The organism is Actinomadura kijaniata (assembly GCF_014138665.1).
GTDB classification, from domain to species: domain Bacteria; phylum Actinomycetota; class Actinomycetes; order Streptosporangiales; family Streptosporangiaceae; genus Spirillospora; species Spirillospora kijaniata.
In genome coordinates this window covers 44363-58404 of record NZ_JACJIA010000013.1, presented here as the reverse complement: position 1 = coordinate 58404, position 14042 = coordinate 44363, and the positions used below count along the sequence as shown (strand labels likewise).

13 protein-coding genes are annotated in these 14042 nt (G+C 75.0%); 4 read left to right on the top strand and 9 right to left on the bottom strand.

Annotated features, from left to right (window positions below; all coding sequences use genetic code 11):
* The first annotated feature begins 92 nt into the window (after positions 1-92).
* Positions 93-827, top strand: a complete 735-nt coding sequence (locus HNR61_RS36745; protein WP_182847753.1) for a metal-dependent hydrolase — start codon at positions 93-95, stop codon at positions 825-827.
* Between the two features lie 42 nt (positions 828-869).
* Here HNR61_RS36745 and HNR61_RS36740 read toward each other — a convergent pair whose 3' ends face one another.
* From HNR61_RS36740 to HNR61_RS36730, 3 genes are read right to left on the bottom strand one after another with little or no spacing between them, the layout of a single operon-like run.
* Positions 870-1427: a hypothetical protein gene (locus HNR61_RS36740; RefSeq protein WP_182847752.1), complete on the bottom strand. Its 558-nt coding sequence runs from the start codon at positions 1425-1427 to the stop codon at positions 870-872.
* Entirely contained in the window at positions 1424-2947 is a 1524-nt protein-coding gene (locus HNR61_RS36735; RefSeq protein ID WP_312898277.1) for an ATP-binding protein, read from the bottom strand. Before HNR61_RS36735 ends, HNR61_RS36740 begins: the two co-directional genes overlap by 4 nt.
* Complete coding sequence (locus HNR61_RS36730; RefSeq protein WP_182847751.1) at positions 2944-3618, bottom strand: response regulator; 675 nt, start codon at positions 3616-3618, stop codon at positions 2944-2946. The genes HNR61_RS36735 and HNR61_RS36730 overlap by 4 nt, the downstream gene beginning before the upstream one ends.
* Before the next feature lie 100 nt (positions 3619-3718).
* Between HNR61_RS36730 and HNR61_RS36725 the strand changes: the two genes are divergently transcribed.
* A complete protein-coding gene (locus HNR61_RS36725) occupies positions 3719-5419 on the top strand; it encodes a hypothetical protein (protein WP_182847750.1) in 1701 nt (566 codons plus the stop codon).
* Positions 5420-5474: 55 nt separating this feature from the next.
* Here the strand turns inward: HNR61_RS36725 and HNR61_RS36720 are convergent, their stop codons facing one another.
* On the bottom strand, positions 5475-6569 hold the full coding sequence (locus HNR61_RS36720) for a baeRF3 domain-containing protein (RefSeq protein WP_182847749.1): 1095 nt from the start codon (positions 6567-6569) through the stop codon (positions 5475-5477).
* Positions 6570-6765: 196 nt separating this feature from the next.
* Between HNR61_RS36720 and HNR61_RS36715 the strand changes: the two genes are divergently transcribed.
* Complete coding sequence (locus HNR61_RS36715) at positions 6766-7833, top strand: S1C family serine protease (protein WP_182847748.1); 1068 nt, start codon at positions 6766-6768, stop codon at positions 7831-7833.
* Between the two features lie 24 nt (positions 7834-7857).
* Here the strand turns inward: HNR61_RS36715 and HNR61_RS36710 are convergent, their stop codons facing one another.
* On the bottom strand, positions 7858-8376 hold the full coding sequence (locus HNR61_RS36710; RefSeq protein ID WP_182847747.1) for a TetR/AcrR family transcriptional regulator: 519 nt from the start codon (positions 8374-8376) through the stop codon (positions 7858-7860).
* Positions 8377-8454: 78 nt separating this feature from the next.
* Here HNR61_RS36710 and HNR61_RS36705 point away from each other — a divergent pair, with 78 nt between their 5' ends.
* Positions 8455-9315: an LLM class flavin-dependent oxidoreductase gene (locus HNR61_RS36705; RefSeq protein WP_246444614.1), complete on the top strand. Its 861-nt coding sequence runs from the start codon at positions 8455-8457 to the stop codon at positions 9313-9315.
* 16 nt (positions 9316-9331) lie between these two features.
* Here HNR61_RS36705 and HNR61_RS36700 read toward each other — a convergent pair whose 3' ends face one another.
* From HNR61_RS36700 to HNR61_RS36685, 4 genes are all read right to left on the bottom strand, one after another.
* The gene (locus HNR61_RS36700) at positions 9332-11020 is read right to left on the bottom strand and encodes a class I adenylate-forming enzyme family protein (protein WP_182847746.1); all 1689 of its coding nucleotides are present in this window, start codon (positions 11018-11020) and stop codon (positions 9332-9334) included.
* A 94-nt stretch (positions 11021-11114) separates the two neighbouring features.
* Positions 11115-12044 (bottom strand): LLM class F420-dependent oxidoreductase, encoded by a 930-nt coding sequence (locus tag HNR61_RS36695; protein WP_182847745.1) that lies wholly within the window; start codon positions 12042-12044, stop codon positions 11115-11117.
* A gap of 58 nt (positions 12045-12102) precedes the next feature.
* On the bottom strand, positions 12103-12759 hold the full coding sequence (locus HNR61_RS36690) for a response regulator transcription factor (RefSeq protein ID WP_182847744.1): 657 nt from the start codon (positions 12757-12759) through the stop codon (positions 12103-12105).
* Positions 12756-13997 carry a sensor histidine kinase gene (locus HNR61_RS36685; RefSeq protein WP_312898276.1) on the bottom strand — a complete coding sequence of 414 codons (1242 nt, stop codon included), beginning with the start codon at positions 13995-13997 and terminating at the stop codon, positions 12756-12758. Before HNR61_RS36685 ends, HNR61_RS36690 begins: the two co-directional genes overlap by 4 nt.
* Positions 13998-14042: the final 45 nt, after the last annotated feature.

The following is a 14042-nucleotide window of genomic DNA, read 5'->3' as shown; positions in this document are numbered from 1 at the left end:
ATCGAATGCGGGCTAGAGTCGCGGGCTGGCGGACCGGCGACGGGGCCCGGACCGGCGACGCGGCTGCGGAGGAAGGCGGGGGATCAGCGGCGATGATGGGCAAGACGCACGCCCTGAGCGGGGCGCTGGCGTGGCTGGGCGCGGTGCCGCTGCTCACCCAGCACGACCTGCTCGGCGACTACGCGGTGAAGCTGTCGCCCGAGCAGATGCTCGCCGGGGCGGTGGTGTGCGCGGGCGCGGCGCTGCTGCCCGACGTCGACCACCACAACGGCCGCATCGCCAACACCTTCGGCCCGATCACCCAGACGTTCTGCAAGTACGTCGGGAAGATCTCCGGCGGGCACCGGATGGCGACCCACTCGATCCTGTTCGCGGTCGCGATGGGCTTCGCGATGGACTGGCTGGCCACCAACTACGTCTACGGCTGGTGGGCGGCGCTGTTCGTCATCGTGGGGTTCGGGCTGCGCGGCATCGGCTTCGACTTCGAGGGCAGGGAGCCGCAGTCGGCGCTGGCCGACTGCGCGCTGGCGGGCCTGGCGGTGTGGCTGATGCACGACCTGGACATGAGCTTCGTCGGGTTCGCGGTCACCCTCGGCTGCCTGGCGCACGTGCTGGGCGACTGCCTGACGCCGCGCGGCTGCCCGGTGCTGTGGCCCGCGCCGTGGCGGCTGGAGATCCCCCTGGTGCCGCGCACCGACGGCACCGTGGAGCGGTTCGTGGTGATGCCGCTGCTGCTGCTCGGCGTGGTGATCCTGACGCTGCGCTCGGTGCTGGGCGACATCGCCGCCGACTGGATGCACGCGCACGGCTGGATCGACCGCGGCTGACCCGCGCCGTCCCCGTCGCGGGACGGCGCGGAACGGTGCCGGTCAGCGCAGGTCGGCGTAGTCCGCGCAGCGCAGCCGCAGGTCGCCCGGGCGCGTTCCGACGGCTTTGGTCGTGTCCGCCGCGGGGTCGGTCACCAGGAGGGTGCGGCGCACGCCGCGGATCGCCTCGGCCGTGCAGGCGAGCTGGCCGAGCGCGAGCCTCGGCCAGCGGCCCCTCCGGCCCGCGTCGACCACCAGCTCGCCCGTCGAACCGGTCTCCTCCGGCGTGATCACGCTGATCTCGTCGGGGCTCTCGCCGTCGAACTCCATCAGGAGCAGCCGGACGTCGCGCGGGATCGCGGTGCTCAGCCCGGCCCTCCTCTCCTCCGAGGTGATCGGGACGCCCAGCTGGAGGACCCCCAGGAAGGGATGGCCGGGCAGCCCCGGCCGCCGCACCGGGACCAGCCGGTCCGACTTCACCAGATAGATCGTGACCGGTTCGGGGCGGTAACCGGAGACGGGCTTGCTGCCCGCGCCGATGATCCAGGTGGGCTGGATGCCGCAGGCGGCGGTCGCCAGCAGCACCACGGCGGTCAGGAACGCGGCCGGCACGCGCGTCATCGGTCCCTCCGCTCCGGCCCGTCCGGTTCCAGCGGCAGCCACGCGGTGAAGACCGCGCCGGGGGCGTTGGCGGCCTCCAGTGTCCCGCCGTGCAGCACCGCGTTCTCCCGGGCGATCGACAGCCCGAGGCCGCTGCCCCCGCTGCGGGACCGGGCGGCCTCGGCCTTGACGAACCGGTCGAACACCACCGCCAGCAGGTCCTCGGGAAGGCCGGGGCCGTGGTCGGTCACGGCGACCCGGAAGCCGGGACGGCCGTCGCGTTCGGCCGGGCCGTACTCCAGGCGGACCGGGGGCGCGCCGTGCTTGAGGGCGTTCCCGGCCAGGTTGGCGACGATGACGTCGAAACGGCGCGGGTCGATCCGGGCGATCAGGTCGGCCGGGCCGTCCACCGTGACGCGGCCGGTCCAGCCGCGCGCGGCCAGGGTGCCCGCGACGGCCTCCCCGACCAGCACGTCGTCCAGTTGCAGTGCCGCCGCGCCCGCGTCGAACCGGCTGATCTCGATGAGGTGCTCCACCAGGATCCCCAGCCGCCGGGTCTCCTCGGCGACCAGCCGGGCGGCGGTGCCGCCCGCCTCGGTGGCCGCGGCGTCCTCGGTCAGCACGTCGGTGACGGCGAGCATGGAGGTGAGGGGCGTGCGCAGCTCGTGGGAGACGTCGGCGACGAACCGGCGGGAGGCCGCGTCCATCGCGCGCAGCTCGGTCACCATGCGTTCCAGGGCGTCGGCGGTGGCGTTGAACGTGCGGGCGAGGTCGGCCAGCTCGTCACGGCCGCGTTCGGGGACCCGGACCGTCAGGTCGCCGTCGCCGAGGGCGCGCGCGGCACCGCCGAGCCGCCGCACCGGGCGCAGCACGCCGCGCGTGGCCGCCAGCGCCAGCAGCAGGGCCGCGGCGAGGGAGGCGGCGTCGGCGACGAGGACCGAGCGGGTGAACGACCGCAGCTCGCGCGCCTCCTTCTCCAGGCTGACCGACACGAACACGATCGGCGGGGTGGTGCGCTGGGGCTCGTCGACGGTCGTGACGTAGGCGCCCGCGTGCGCGCCGATCAGCAGGTAGGGCCTGCCCTGGCGGACGATCCGCTGGAAGACCATTCCCTGGACGGCGCGCCGGGCGAACTCCTGGGAGACCGGGACGTGCAGCCTGGACCCGTCGGTCTCGTCCACGGGCCGGGAGAGGTCCGCCACGGGGGTGGGCACCGCGATCGGCCCGTCGAGCGCCAGCGGCCCGGCGTAGGCGAGCCGCCCCTCGTCGAGGTTGGTGAGCCGGAAGCTCAGGGCCTCGGACAGGAGGCCCGTGGCGTCCGGCGGCAACCGCGACGGGACCGTGCGGGCGATGATCTCGCGGACCTTGGTGAGCGCGGTGTCCTGGGCGCGTTGCAGCATCGAGCGGCGGACCAGCACGTAGGCGATGCCGGAGGCGATCACCGAGGCCAGCAGCGCCACCGCGACGAACGCCGCCACCAGCCGGGGCCGCAGGCCGGTGAACCAGTAACGGGACGGCCGCCGGGGCAGGCGCGGTCTCACGGCGCGGTGAAGCGGTAGCCGAAACCGCGCACGGTCTCGATCAGGCGGGGCGTGGCGGGCTCGTCCTCGACCTTGGCGCGGACCCGCTGCACGCAGGCGTCCACCAGCCGCGAGTCGCCGGGCCGGTCCAGGTCCCACACCGCCGTCAGCAGCTGCTGGCGGGTCATGGCGTGGCCGGGGCGGCGGGTCAGCTCCAGCAGCAGCCGCAGCTCGGTGGGGGTGAGGTGGACGTCACGGCCGCTCTTGGTGACCTTCAGCGAGCTGCGGTCGATCACGAGGTCGCCGTAGGCGGAGCGGTCGTTGTGGGTCTGCTCGGCGCGGCGCAGCACCGCGCGGATGCGGGCGTCCAGCACGCGCGGCTCGACCGGCTTGACCACGTAGTCGTCGGCCCCGGCCTCCAGCCCGAGCACCACGTCCAGGTCGTCGCCGCGCGCGGTGAGCAGGATCACCGGGAGGGTGTCGTCGCGGCGGATGCGGCGGCACACCTCGATGCCGTCGATGCCCGGCAGCATCACGTCCAGCACCGCGATCTCGGGGCGGCGCGCCCGCAGCGCGTCCAGCCCGTCCTCGCCGGTGGCGCGGGAGGTCACCTGGTGTCCCTGCCGGCTCAGCGCCAGCTCCAGGGCGGCGCGGGCGGCCGGGTCGTCCTCGACGAAGAGAATGCTCGCCATCCAGGCATTATCCGGCAAGGAACGATCTCCGCACGGAATGTCACGAGATCCGGACATCTCTCCGACATGATCAGGACGGGCCGCGCCGACGGTGGTGGGCATGATGTTGACGTTCCCCCCTCCCCCGGCCTTCGCCGCCGCGCGCGGTCGCCGTCCGGTGCCGCCCCGGCGGCTGGCCCTGCTGCTGGTGCTCGGCTGGGTCGGCCAGGTGTGCGTGCGGCTGTGGATGGCGCGGACCCGCACGGGGCCGGTCGCCGCCCCCGACGAGAACGGCTACCTGGTCGCGGCGCGCCTGCTGGCGGGCGGCCCCGGCGCGGACCTGTCGGGCAACACCTTCTACCAGGGCGGGTACCCGCTGCTGTTCGCCCCCGCGCACGGGGTGACGCACGACCCGGCGGACGTGTACCTGGTGGTGATCGTGCTCAACGCGCTGGTCGGGGCGGCGCTGTTCCCGCTGGGGTACGCGGCGGCGCGGCGGCTGGGCATGGCGGCGGGGACGGCGCTGACGGCCTCGTGGGCGGCGGCGCTGCTGCCCGCGGTGACGTTCTTCGGGGCGTTCGCGCTGGCCGACGCGGTGCTGCCGGTGGTGGCGCTGGGATGGCTGCTGCTGCTCGACCGGTTCGCGCGCGACGGGCGGATCGCGGACGCGGCGGGGGCGAGCGCGGTCGCCGCGTACGCGTGCGCCGTGCACACGCGCGGCACGGTGCTGCTGGCGGTGCACTGCGCGGTGCTCGCGGTCCTGGCGTTCCGCCGGCCCCGCCCGGCGCTGTTCGGGGTCGCGGTGGCCGCGTGCGGGTACGCGGTGGCCGGCGCGCTGAACGGCTGGGTCCGGGCGGAGCTGTACCCGGGCGGCGTGCGGGACCTGGGCGGCAACGTCATGACGCGGCTGACCACCCTCGACGGCCAGGCGTGGGCGGTGTCGGGCGCGGTCGGGCAGTTGTGGTACCTGGTCGTGTCCACGTGGGGGCTGGGCGGTGTCGGGCTGGTGGCGGCCGGGGCGGCGCTGGCGCGGCGCGGGGCGTTCGGGACGCGGGTGATGGCGGGGGCGCTGCTGGCGGTGACCTCCGGGATCGCCTACGCGTCGTCGGCGGCGCTGCCCGACGAGCACCGCGTCGGGAACTTCGCCTACGGGCGCTACCTGTCGTGCCTGGCGCTGGTCTACACGCTGATCGGGCTGGCGGTGCTGGCGCGTGCCGGAACGCGGACCGCCGTGCGCTGCGCGCTCGGCGCGGGCGCGATGCTCGCGGTGACGGGGGCGTGGGTGATGGCGTACGCCGGGCACCGGCTGCGCACCCACAACTTCATCGCGTTCGACTTCCCCGAGACCAACTTCCTCACGCAGGACCAGAGGGCGTTCCATCTACCGGAGGCGTCACTGGCGGCGTTCGGGCTGGTGGCGGTGTTCCTGGTGGCACGGCGGGCCGGGTGGACGGCGGTGGCGGTCGCGCTGGCGGCGGTGAACCTGGCCGCGCTCACCTTCACCATGGGGACCTCATCCAAGCGCGTCGTCCCCCCGCCTCCGCTGCCCGGGCCGGCGGCGGGCGGGGTCGCCATCGACGTCAACACGCACTGGCGCGCCCACATCGGCCTGGTGGAGCAGGTGTGGTGGACGCGCGTCAGCCGCGTCGACGTGCGCGCCGGGGTTCCCGCGAACGTGTGCACGGTCGTGGTGCCGCGCACCGCCGGGGCCGCCCCCGAGTCGACATGGCCCGGCCGTCCCGCCGGATGGCGCGTCCACCCCGGCGACACGGCCGGGTACCTGTGGGCGGCCTGGCGGGACCCCTCCTGCCCCGCGCGCTGAGACCCGCGCCGGGAGGGGCTCCGGCCGGACGCGGCCGGAACCCCTCCCGCTCCCTTCAGAAGCGGACGACCAGCGCGATCCGGTTGTGGTCCACCAGGAACCCGTCGGACACGAACGTCACCTCGCCGCCGTACTCCAGCGTCGTCTCGATGACGTGGTCCACCACGTCGTCGACCACGTCGGCCCCCCGCAGGGCGCCGAGCCTCCCCTCGACCGGGATCAGCTCTCCGCCGGTCGCGACGGCCGGGGCGTAGTAGCCGCGCTCGACGACCAGGTGCTCGCCGCGGCCCTCGTCCACCAGCCGCTTGACCTCGTTGACGCCGCTGGCGTACCGGCGCAGGCCGCGGGCGGCCTCCAGCTCGGTGAGGACCGCCACCTCCCGCAGGTCCTCGTAGGACTGGAGCACCGGCCGGACCAGTTCCAGGAGCCGGTTGGCGGACGCGCCCTCGTAGCTGCCGTCGACGCGGCCCGCGATGGTGATGTCCGGCCCGGCGGCCTCCTCGAAGAACGCCTGGTGGCGGGTCGCCCCCGCGACCACGACCGGGCGGCGGTCGTGCTTGAGCACGTTCTCCAGCGCGGCCACCACCTGCTTCATGTGGTTGCGCTGGCGGCCGTCGCCGTGCGGGACGCCGCGCCGCGAGAGCCGGCCGCCGACCTCCTCGTCGATCGGCGCGGGCCGCAGCGGGAACCCGTCGTCCCGGTGCTCCGCCAGCGTCCCGGCCTGGCCGTCCCACAGCCGGAAGCAGTCCTCCGACAGCGACAGCAGCCAGTAGCGGGGGCTGCGCACGAACGCGGCCACCAGGTCGCGGGTGGCGAAGGTGGTGTCCACGACGACGCGCTCGTCGACCTTCTGGTCGACGGTGAACGCGTGCCGCTCCCCGTCCGGCGCGGCGAACAGCACCAGGCCGTCCTCGGCGTGACGCAGGTCCACCTCGCCGGCCGCCTCCTCCAGTCCCCGGACGACCTGGTCCGCGGCGGCGGCCGGGACCCGCGTGTCCTCCTGGAGGCGGCGGCGCACCTCGGCCAGGAGGTTGCGGAGGCGGATGGGGTCCTGCCGGTTCTCCGGGGCGCGCCGACTGGTCGGCATCAGCACCGAGACGGCCGGGAAGGCGCGCGGCTTGCGCAGTTCGGACAGGGTAACGGCGTCCATGATCCCCCGATCGGAAGTCCTTCTCCTCTGTTGCCTCTTTTGTAACTAATCGCAGGTAAACGACGTGTAAGCGGGGCTCTAGGATCGCGGCCGCTTCAAGGCGGGGCCGCCGCACCGTCAAGATCACCCAGTGGCCGGGCGGCGGCAGGGCTGGATCGCCCGCGACGGGGCATGACCCTCGCGGAGGTGGATCGCCGTGCACACCAGGATCGACGCGCGCGCCCGCGCGGGCGCGCTGGCCCTCGCCGGAACGCTGCTGGCGGGCTGCGCGGGAGGCGACACGCGGCCGGGGACGGCCCCGTCCCGCTCCGCCGCGCCCACGGTCGGCGGCGCGGCCGGCCAGCTGGAGCAGCAGTACGAGAAGGTCGTGGCCGACGTGCTGCCGTCGGTGGTGGAGATCCAGACCGACGGCGGCGAGGGCTCCGGCGTGGTCTACGACGACCGGGGCCACATCGTCACCAACGCGCACGTCGTGATGGGCGCCCGCGAGATCGAGGTGCGGGCGGCCAACGGCGGCCGGCCGCTCCGGGCGGAGCTGGTCGGCGCGTTCGCCGCCGACGACCTGGCGGTGGTGCGGGTGTCGGGCGCGTCGCTGCGACCGGCCCGGTTCGGCGACTCGGGCGACCTGAAGGTGGGCCAGATCGTGCTGGCCATGGGCAACCCGCTGGGGCTGTCCAGCAGCGTCACCAACGGCATCGTCTCGGCGCTGAACCGGACGGTGTCCACCAAGCGCGAGGGCGCCTTCCCCGGCGCCACGATCGGCAACTCCATCCAGACCAGCGCGGCCATCAACCCCGGCAACAGCGGCGGCGCGCTGGTCACGTTGAACGGCGAGGTCGTCGGCATCCCGACCGCCGCCGCCTCCGACCCGCAGATGGGCGGCGCGGCGCCCGGCATCGGGTTCGCCACGCCCAGCAACACCGTCAAGGCGATCGCGCCGCAGCTCATCCAGAACGGACGCGTCACCAACTCCGGCCGCGCCGCCCTCGGCGTCACGATCCGCACGGTCGTGGACCCGTCGACGTACCAGCCGGCCGGGCTGGGCGTGGTGGAGGTCACCCGAGGCGGCCCGGCCGACAGGGCGGGGATCCGGCCCGACGACGTCATCGTCGCGGTCAACGGCACCCCGACCCCGACGCAGACGGCGCTGGCGGAGATCCTGGTGCGGCTCAAGCCCGGCGCCGTCGCGAAGGTGGAGGTGCAGGCGCCGGGCGCCGGGAGGCGGACGGTGGACGTCACCCTCGGCGAGCTGCCCGCCTCCTGACCCCGCCCGGGATCAGCGGCGGGATCAGCGGCGCAGTCCGTCGAGGACCACGACGGCCAGCGCGTCGTCGGCGCGCGCGCCCGGCCGGCAGACCAGCGCGCTCACGACCTCGACCACCTGGTCGGGCGTCAGGTCGGCGCGGAGCGCGCCCTCCTTCTGGGCGCGCCCGGCGAGCCCGGCGAGCAGGGCGGTGACCTCCTGCTGGAGGGCGAGGCGCTCGGGCGGCGCGGCCTCGGCGGCCAGGGTCTTCACCAGCGCGAGCGGCAGTCCCGCGCAGTGCCGGACGACGCGCAGCAGCGCGTCCCATCCGTCCCGGTCCGGCGCGTCCTGGCGGCGGCCGAACGCCAGGATGTCGCGCAGCGTGCCCGCGGCGACCTCCTCCAGCAGCGCCCGCCGGTCGGGGAAGTGCCGGTAGAGGGTGCCCACGCCGACCCCGGCGGCCCGCGCGATGTCCTCCATCGGGACGTCGGGGCCGCGTTCGCCGAGCAGCGCCAGCGCGGCGTCGGTGATGCGCCGCCGGTTGCGCCGCGCGTCGGCTCGCATCGCCACCCCTCTCGACCGGAATACCGGATTCAGGTTAGCATCCGGAACCGGAAGATCCGATTCACTTTGGGAGCGGGCATGGACATGCGCATCGGGGTGGCGCGCCTCGCGGACGGGCCGGTGGCGGAGCTGGTCGGCTGGGCGCGGGAGGCCGCCGCGGCGGGGCTGGACGGCGCGTTCCTCGGCCAGCACCTGGGCGGGGACGCGGTGCTGGCGGCGGCGGTCGTGGGCCGGGAGGTGCCGGGGATCGAGGTGGGCACGGCCGTGGTGCCGACCCCGCCCCGGCATCCGCGCGTGCTGGCCGGGCAGGCGCTCACCGCCCAGGAGGTCACCGGCGGGCGGTTCGCGCTCGGGGTCGGGCCGGGGCACGGTCCGGTGATGGAGGAGGTCTTCGGGGTCGCGGCCGAACCGCCCGCCCGGCACACCCGCGCGTACCTGACGGCGCTGCGGGCGCTGCTGCGCGACGCGCCGCCGGGTGTCACGCCGCCGCCGGTGCTGGTCGGCGCGCTCGGCCCGGCCATGCTGCGGGTCGCCGGTGAGCTGGCCGACGGCGTGGTCACCACCTGGACGGGCGCGGCGGCGGTCGCCGGCCACGTCGTACCGCGCGTCGGCCGGGCCGCCCGGGAGGCCGGACGTCCGGCGCCGCGCGTGCTGGTGGGGGTGCTGATGGCGCTGACCGGCGACCCCGAGGGCGCCCGGGGCGATCTGGCGGCGCGGCTGGGGCCCGCCGGGGACCTGCCCGCCTACCGGGCCGCGCTGGACCGGCAGGGGCTGTCGGGCGTGCACGAGACGGTCGTGGCGGGCGACGAGCGGGAGATCGAACGGCGGGTGCGCGCGTTCGCCGACGCCGGGGCCACCGACCTGCTGGTGAGCGGGCTCGGGGACCCGGCCGCGCAGGGCCGGCTGCTGGAGGTGCTCGGGGCCCTGCGCGGCCGGTGAGGCCTACCGGTGAGGCCTACAGGCGGTCGCGCAGCTCGCGCTTGAGGATCTTGCCCGCGGCCGAGACCGGGAGCTCGTCGACGAAGCGGATCCCGCGCAGCTTCTTGTACGGGACGACCTGCGCGTTGACGTAGGCGAGCAGGTCGTCCTCGGTGATCTCGCCGGAGCGGACGACGAACGCGGTCGGCAGCTCCCCGGCCACCGGGTCCGGGCGGCCGACCACGGCGGCGGTCGCGACGGCGGGATGGGAGTAGAGCTTCTCCTCCAGCTCGCGCGGGTACACGTTGTAGCCGTTGTAGAGGAGCATGTCCTTCTTGCGGTCGACGATGGACAGGTAGCCGTCCTCGTCGAGCACGCCGATGTCGCCGGTGCGCAGCCAGCCGTCCTCGCCCAGCACCTCGGCGGTGGCGTCGGGGCGGTTCAGGTACCCGGTCATGACCTGGGGGCCCTTGGCGCAGACCTCGCCCTCCTCGCCGGGCGGCAGGCCGGGGGTGGCGTCGGTGACCGTCAGGGCGTCCACCGGGACGATCTTGATCTGGGTGTCGGCGACCGGGCGGCCCACCGTGCCGACCTTGCGGACGCCCGACACCGCCGCCGGGTTGGTGGTCAGGCCCATCGACGCCTCGGTCAGCCCGTACGCCTCCACGACGATCGCGTCCGAGAACGTGGCCCGCAGCTTGGCGATCATGTCGTGCGACAGCGGCGCGGCCCCCGAGCGGATCGCCTGGACCCTCGACAGGTCGCGCTCGGCGAACGACGGGTCGGCCAGCAGCGCCGAGAACAGCGCGGGCGCGCCGCCCAGGGCGGTGGCGCCGAACTTCTCCATGTCGGCCAGGAACGCGGGCACGTCCAGGCGCGGATGGCTGACGATCGTGGTGCCCGCCAGCAGCAGGGAGCTGAGGTAGCCGATGGTGCCCATCGCGTGGAACCAGGGCGCGACGTTGACGAGCACGCCCTCGCCGAGCGGCACCGGGTACTCGGTCAGGTCCTGCTCGCCGTCCAGGCGCACGCCGCCGTCCCCGTCCAGGCCGGGGACCAGGCCCGACCCGGCGCAGGCGAACTGGAGGACGTTCACCACGACGTTGCGGTGCGGCAGCATGACGCCCTTGGAGCGGCCGGTGGTGCCGCCGGTGTAGGCGATGTGCGCCAGGTCGCGGGCGGTGTCGACGTCCACGGCGGGCGGCTCGTCCGGCTGCCCCTCCCCGATCCGCTCGAACGCGACGCCGTTGGCCGCGAACGCCCCGTCGCACACCTCGGCGACATCCACCGGCCCCAGCGCCCCGGCGAGGACGACCGTCCTCACCTTGGTCCGGCCGACCGCCTCGGCGACCGCGCCCGCGACCAGGTCCAGCGTCACCACGGCGACCGCGCCGCAGTCGTCGAGCTGGAACGCCAGGTCGTCCACCGGCAGCAGCGGGTTGCACGGCGAGAACGTCGCGCCCGCCATCAGCGTCCCGTAGTAGGCGACGGCGAACTCGGGGACGTTCGGCAGGTGCAGCGCCACCACGTCGCCGCGCCCGATGCCGCGCGCCCGCAGGCCGTGGGCGAACCGGGCCGACTCGCGCGCCAGCTCGGTGAAGGGGATGTCGCGGCCCATGTAGTGCAGGGCCGTCCGGTCGCCCCAGCGCCGCGCGGCGCCGGTCAGGATCGCGCCCACCGGCACGTCGGGGTAGTTCAGGGAGGTCGCAGGAGACGTCGCGCCCATCGTCGTCCTTCCGTCAGCACGCGGGTGCGCGGATCCGCACGGATGCCGCAGAGCAAATGGAATCGCGTTCGGTTCCCTGCGCGCAAGAGCGCGCTCACCTCAGATGTCCGATGACGGGCGCGAACGCGTCCAGGAAGGGGCTCTGCACGGTGATGTAGGTGAAGCCGTAGCGCTCGCGGTTCTCGCGGAGCCGCTCGGCCATCTGCTCCACGGTCCCGATCAGCAGGTACGGCGTCTCCAGGACCTCCTCCACCGACAGGTTCGGCAGCCGCTCGGCGACCTGCGCGGCCGTCCCGCGCCGGTCGTCGGTGACGACCACGAACTGCACCATCAGGTTCAGCTCCGGGTCGCGGTCCCCGGCGTGCTCGCGGATGAACGCCACGCGTTCGGCGGCCTGCCCGGCCGTCCCGATCGTGAACGTCCCCGGCGGCCGCCCCTTGACCTGCTGGGTGCCCGCGAGCCCGACGATGTCGGCGCGCCGGGCCGCCAGCCGCAGCACCGTGTCGCCGGTGCCGCCGACCAGCAGCGGCGGCCCGTGCCCGCCGAACCCGTGCCGCTGCACCGGCCGCAGCACCTCCATGCCATACTGGCTCCGCAGCGGCTCCTGCTCGGGGTAGCCGGGGCCGCCGAACACCCCGGCCAGCTCCTCGACGGTCCGCTCCAGATGCCCGACCCGCTCCCCGAACGGCCACCACGGCAGCCCCGCCGCGTCGAACTCCCACTTCATGTGCCCGGCCCCGAGGCCGACCTCCAGCCGCCCGCCGGTGAGCCGGTCGGTGGTGGCGATCTCGCGGGCCAGCAGGTGGGGGTTCCAGAACGCGGCGTTCAGCACGAACGTGCCGACCCGCAGCCGCTCGGTCGCCTCGGCCGCCGCGACCAGCGCGGGGAACGGCGCCGGGGCCCCCAGATGGTCGGGCATCAGCGCCACGTCGTACCCGAACTCCTCGGCCCGGCGGCAGTACGCGGCGAACTCCTCGCGCGACCGGACCTCGAACACGTTGAATCCGAACCGGAAATCCCGCATACCCGTGATCCTCGCCCCGGCCCGGCGTCCCGTCGAGGGGTGATCGCCGCCGGCGAAATCAGCCCGGGGTGATGAACCCCGTCTCGTAGGCGAAGATCACGGCCTGGGTGCGGTCGCGGGCCTGGAGCTTGGCCAGCACGTTGCCGACATGGGTCTTGACGGTCTGCGGGCTGACGAACAGCTCGGCGGCGATCTCGGCGTTGGAGTGGCCCCGGGCCATCAGGCGCAGCACGTCGGCCTCGCGTTCGGTGAGCCGCTCGTGCCAGCGCGCCCCGGACCCGCCGCGCCCGCCGCCGCCGTGCTCGGCGGCCAGCGCCCGGATCGCGGCCGGGAACAGCAGGCTGTCGCCGGTCGCCACCATCCGGATCGCCTGGAGGATCTCCTCGGGCCGGGCCCGCTTCAGCAGGAAGCCGCTGGCCCCGGCCTTGAGCGCGTCGTAGACGTACTCGTCGTTCTCGAACGTGGTCACCACGATGACCCGGGGCGGCTCGGGGACGCTGCCCACGACGCGGCGGGTGGCCTGGATGCCGTCCAGCCGCGGCATCCGCACGTCCATCAGGATCACGTCCGGCGCCAGCGACGCGACCGCGCCGGGCACCTCGGCCCCGTCGGAGCACTCCCCCACCACGGTCATGTCCGGTTCGGCGGACACGATGGCGGCCAGCCCCGCGCGGATCAGCCGTTCGTCGTCCACCAGCAGCACCTTGATCGTCATGACGCGGACCCTAGCGGCAGCGAGACGGTCATGCGCCACGCGCCGTCCTCGGGACCGGCCGTCATCTCGCCGCGCAGCACGGTGACGCGGTCGCGGATCCCGCCGATCCCGCTGCCGCCGCCCCTGCGGGTCGCGCGCCGCGCGCCCAGGGGATTGCTCATCTCCACCTCCAGCCGGTCGCCGCGCACCTCCACGCGCAGCCGCACCGGGACCTTCCCGGCGTGCCGCAGCGCGTTGGTCAGCCCCTCCTGGACGATCCGGTACGCCTCCCGCGACACCGCCGCCGGCACCCTCTCGACGTCGGCGTCCAGGGCGGCGTCGACCTTCACCCCGGCGATCCGGGTCTGCTCCAGCAGGCGGTCCAGGTCCCGCAGGGTGGCCTGCGGCGCGGTCCGCGACGGCCGTTCCTCCCGCAGCAGCCCGAGCACGTGGTCCAGGTCCTCCAGCGCCGCGCGCGCCGACTCCTCGATCGCCCCGAGCGCCTCGCGGGCGAACCCCGGATCGCTGTCGAGCACCCGCCCCGCGGCCGCCGCCTGCAACGTCACCACGCTGAGGGCGTGCCCGACCGAGTCGTGCAGCTCCCGGGCCAGCCGGGTGCGCTCGGCGAGGCGCCGGGCGCGTTCCTCCAGCTCGGCGACGCGCTCGGCGGGCGAGGGCCCCAGGAACACCGGGGCGACCCGGCTCAGCGCCTGCCCCGCCAGCACGATCAGGGCGAGCAGCACCGCCAGCGTCAGCACCCCGGCGGGCGGCGCCAGCCACAACGCGTCGCTCTGCTTCCACGCCTGGACCGGGCTGGGTTCGGCGACGGTGCCCAGGCCCCAGTCGGTGACCGGCAGCAGCAACAGCAGGACCGCGAACGGCGGGACCGCCAGGCTCAGCGCCGCGATGACCACGCCCACGTGCAGGTGCAGGCTGAACCACGCCCCGGTGCGCACCCGCGTCTCCCACGACCGCGACGCCCGGGGGGTCAGCTCCGCGCTGGCCCCGCCCAGCAGCTCCCGGACCGCCGCCCCCTCCAGCGCCCGGACCTGCGGTACCAGCCCCGTGACGAACGCCGCCGGGATGGGCGACAGGAACACCAGCAGCACCACCACCAGCGGGTGGTCCACCAGCGGCAGGGTGGACGTCAGCAGCAGCCCGAGGAACCAGTACGGCATGAGCAGGGCGCCGCCGCCGACCAGGTACGACCAGCGACGCCAGGTGGCCCGGTCCGAGACCGGACGGAGAACGCGCAGCACCCCCCGATCCTCGCAGAGCGCGGAACCCGCCGTCCTCACCCGGAC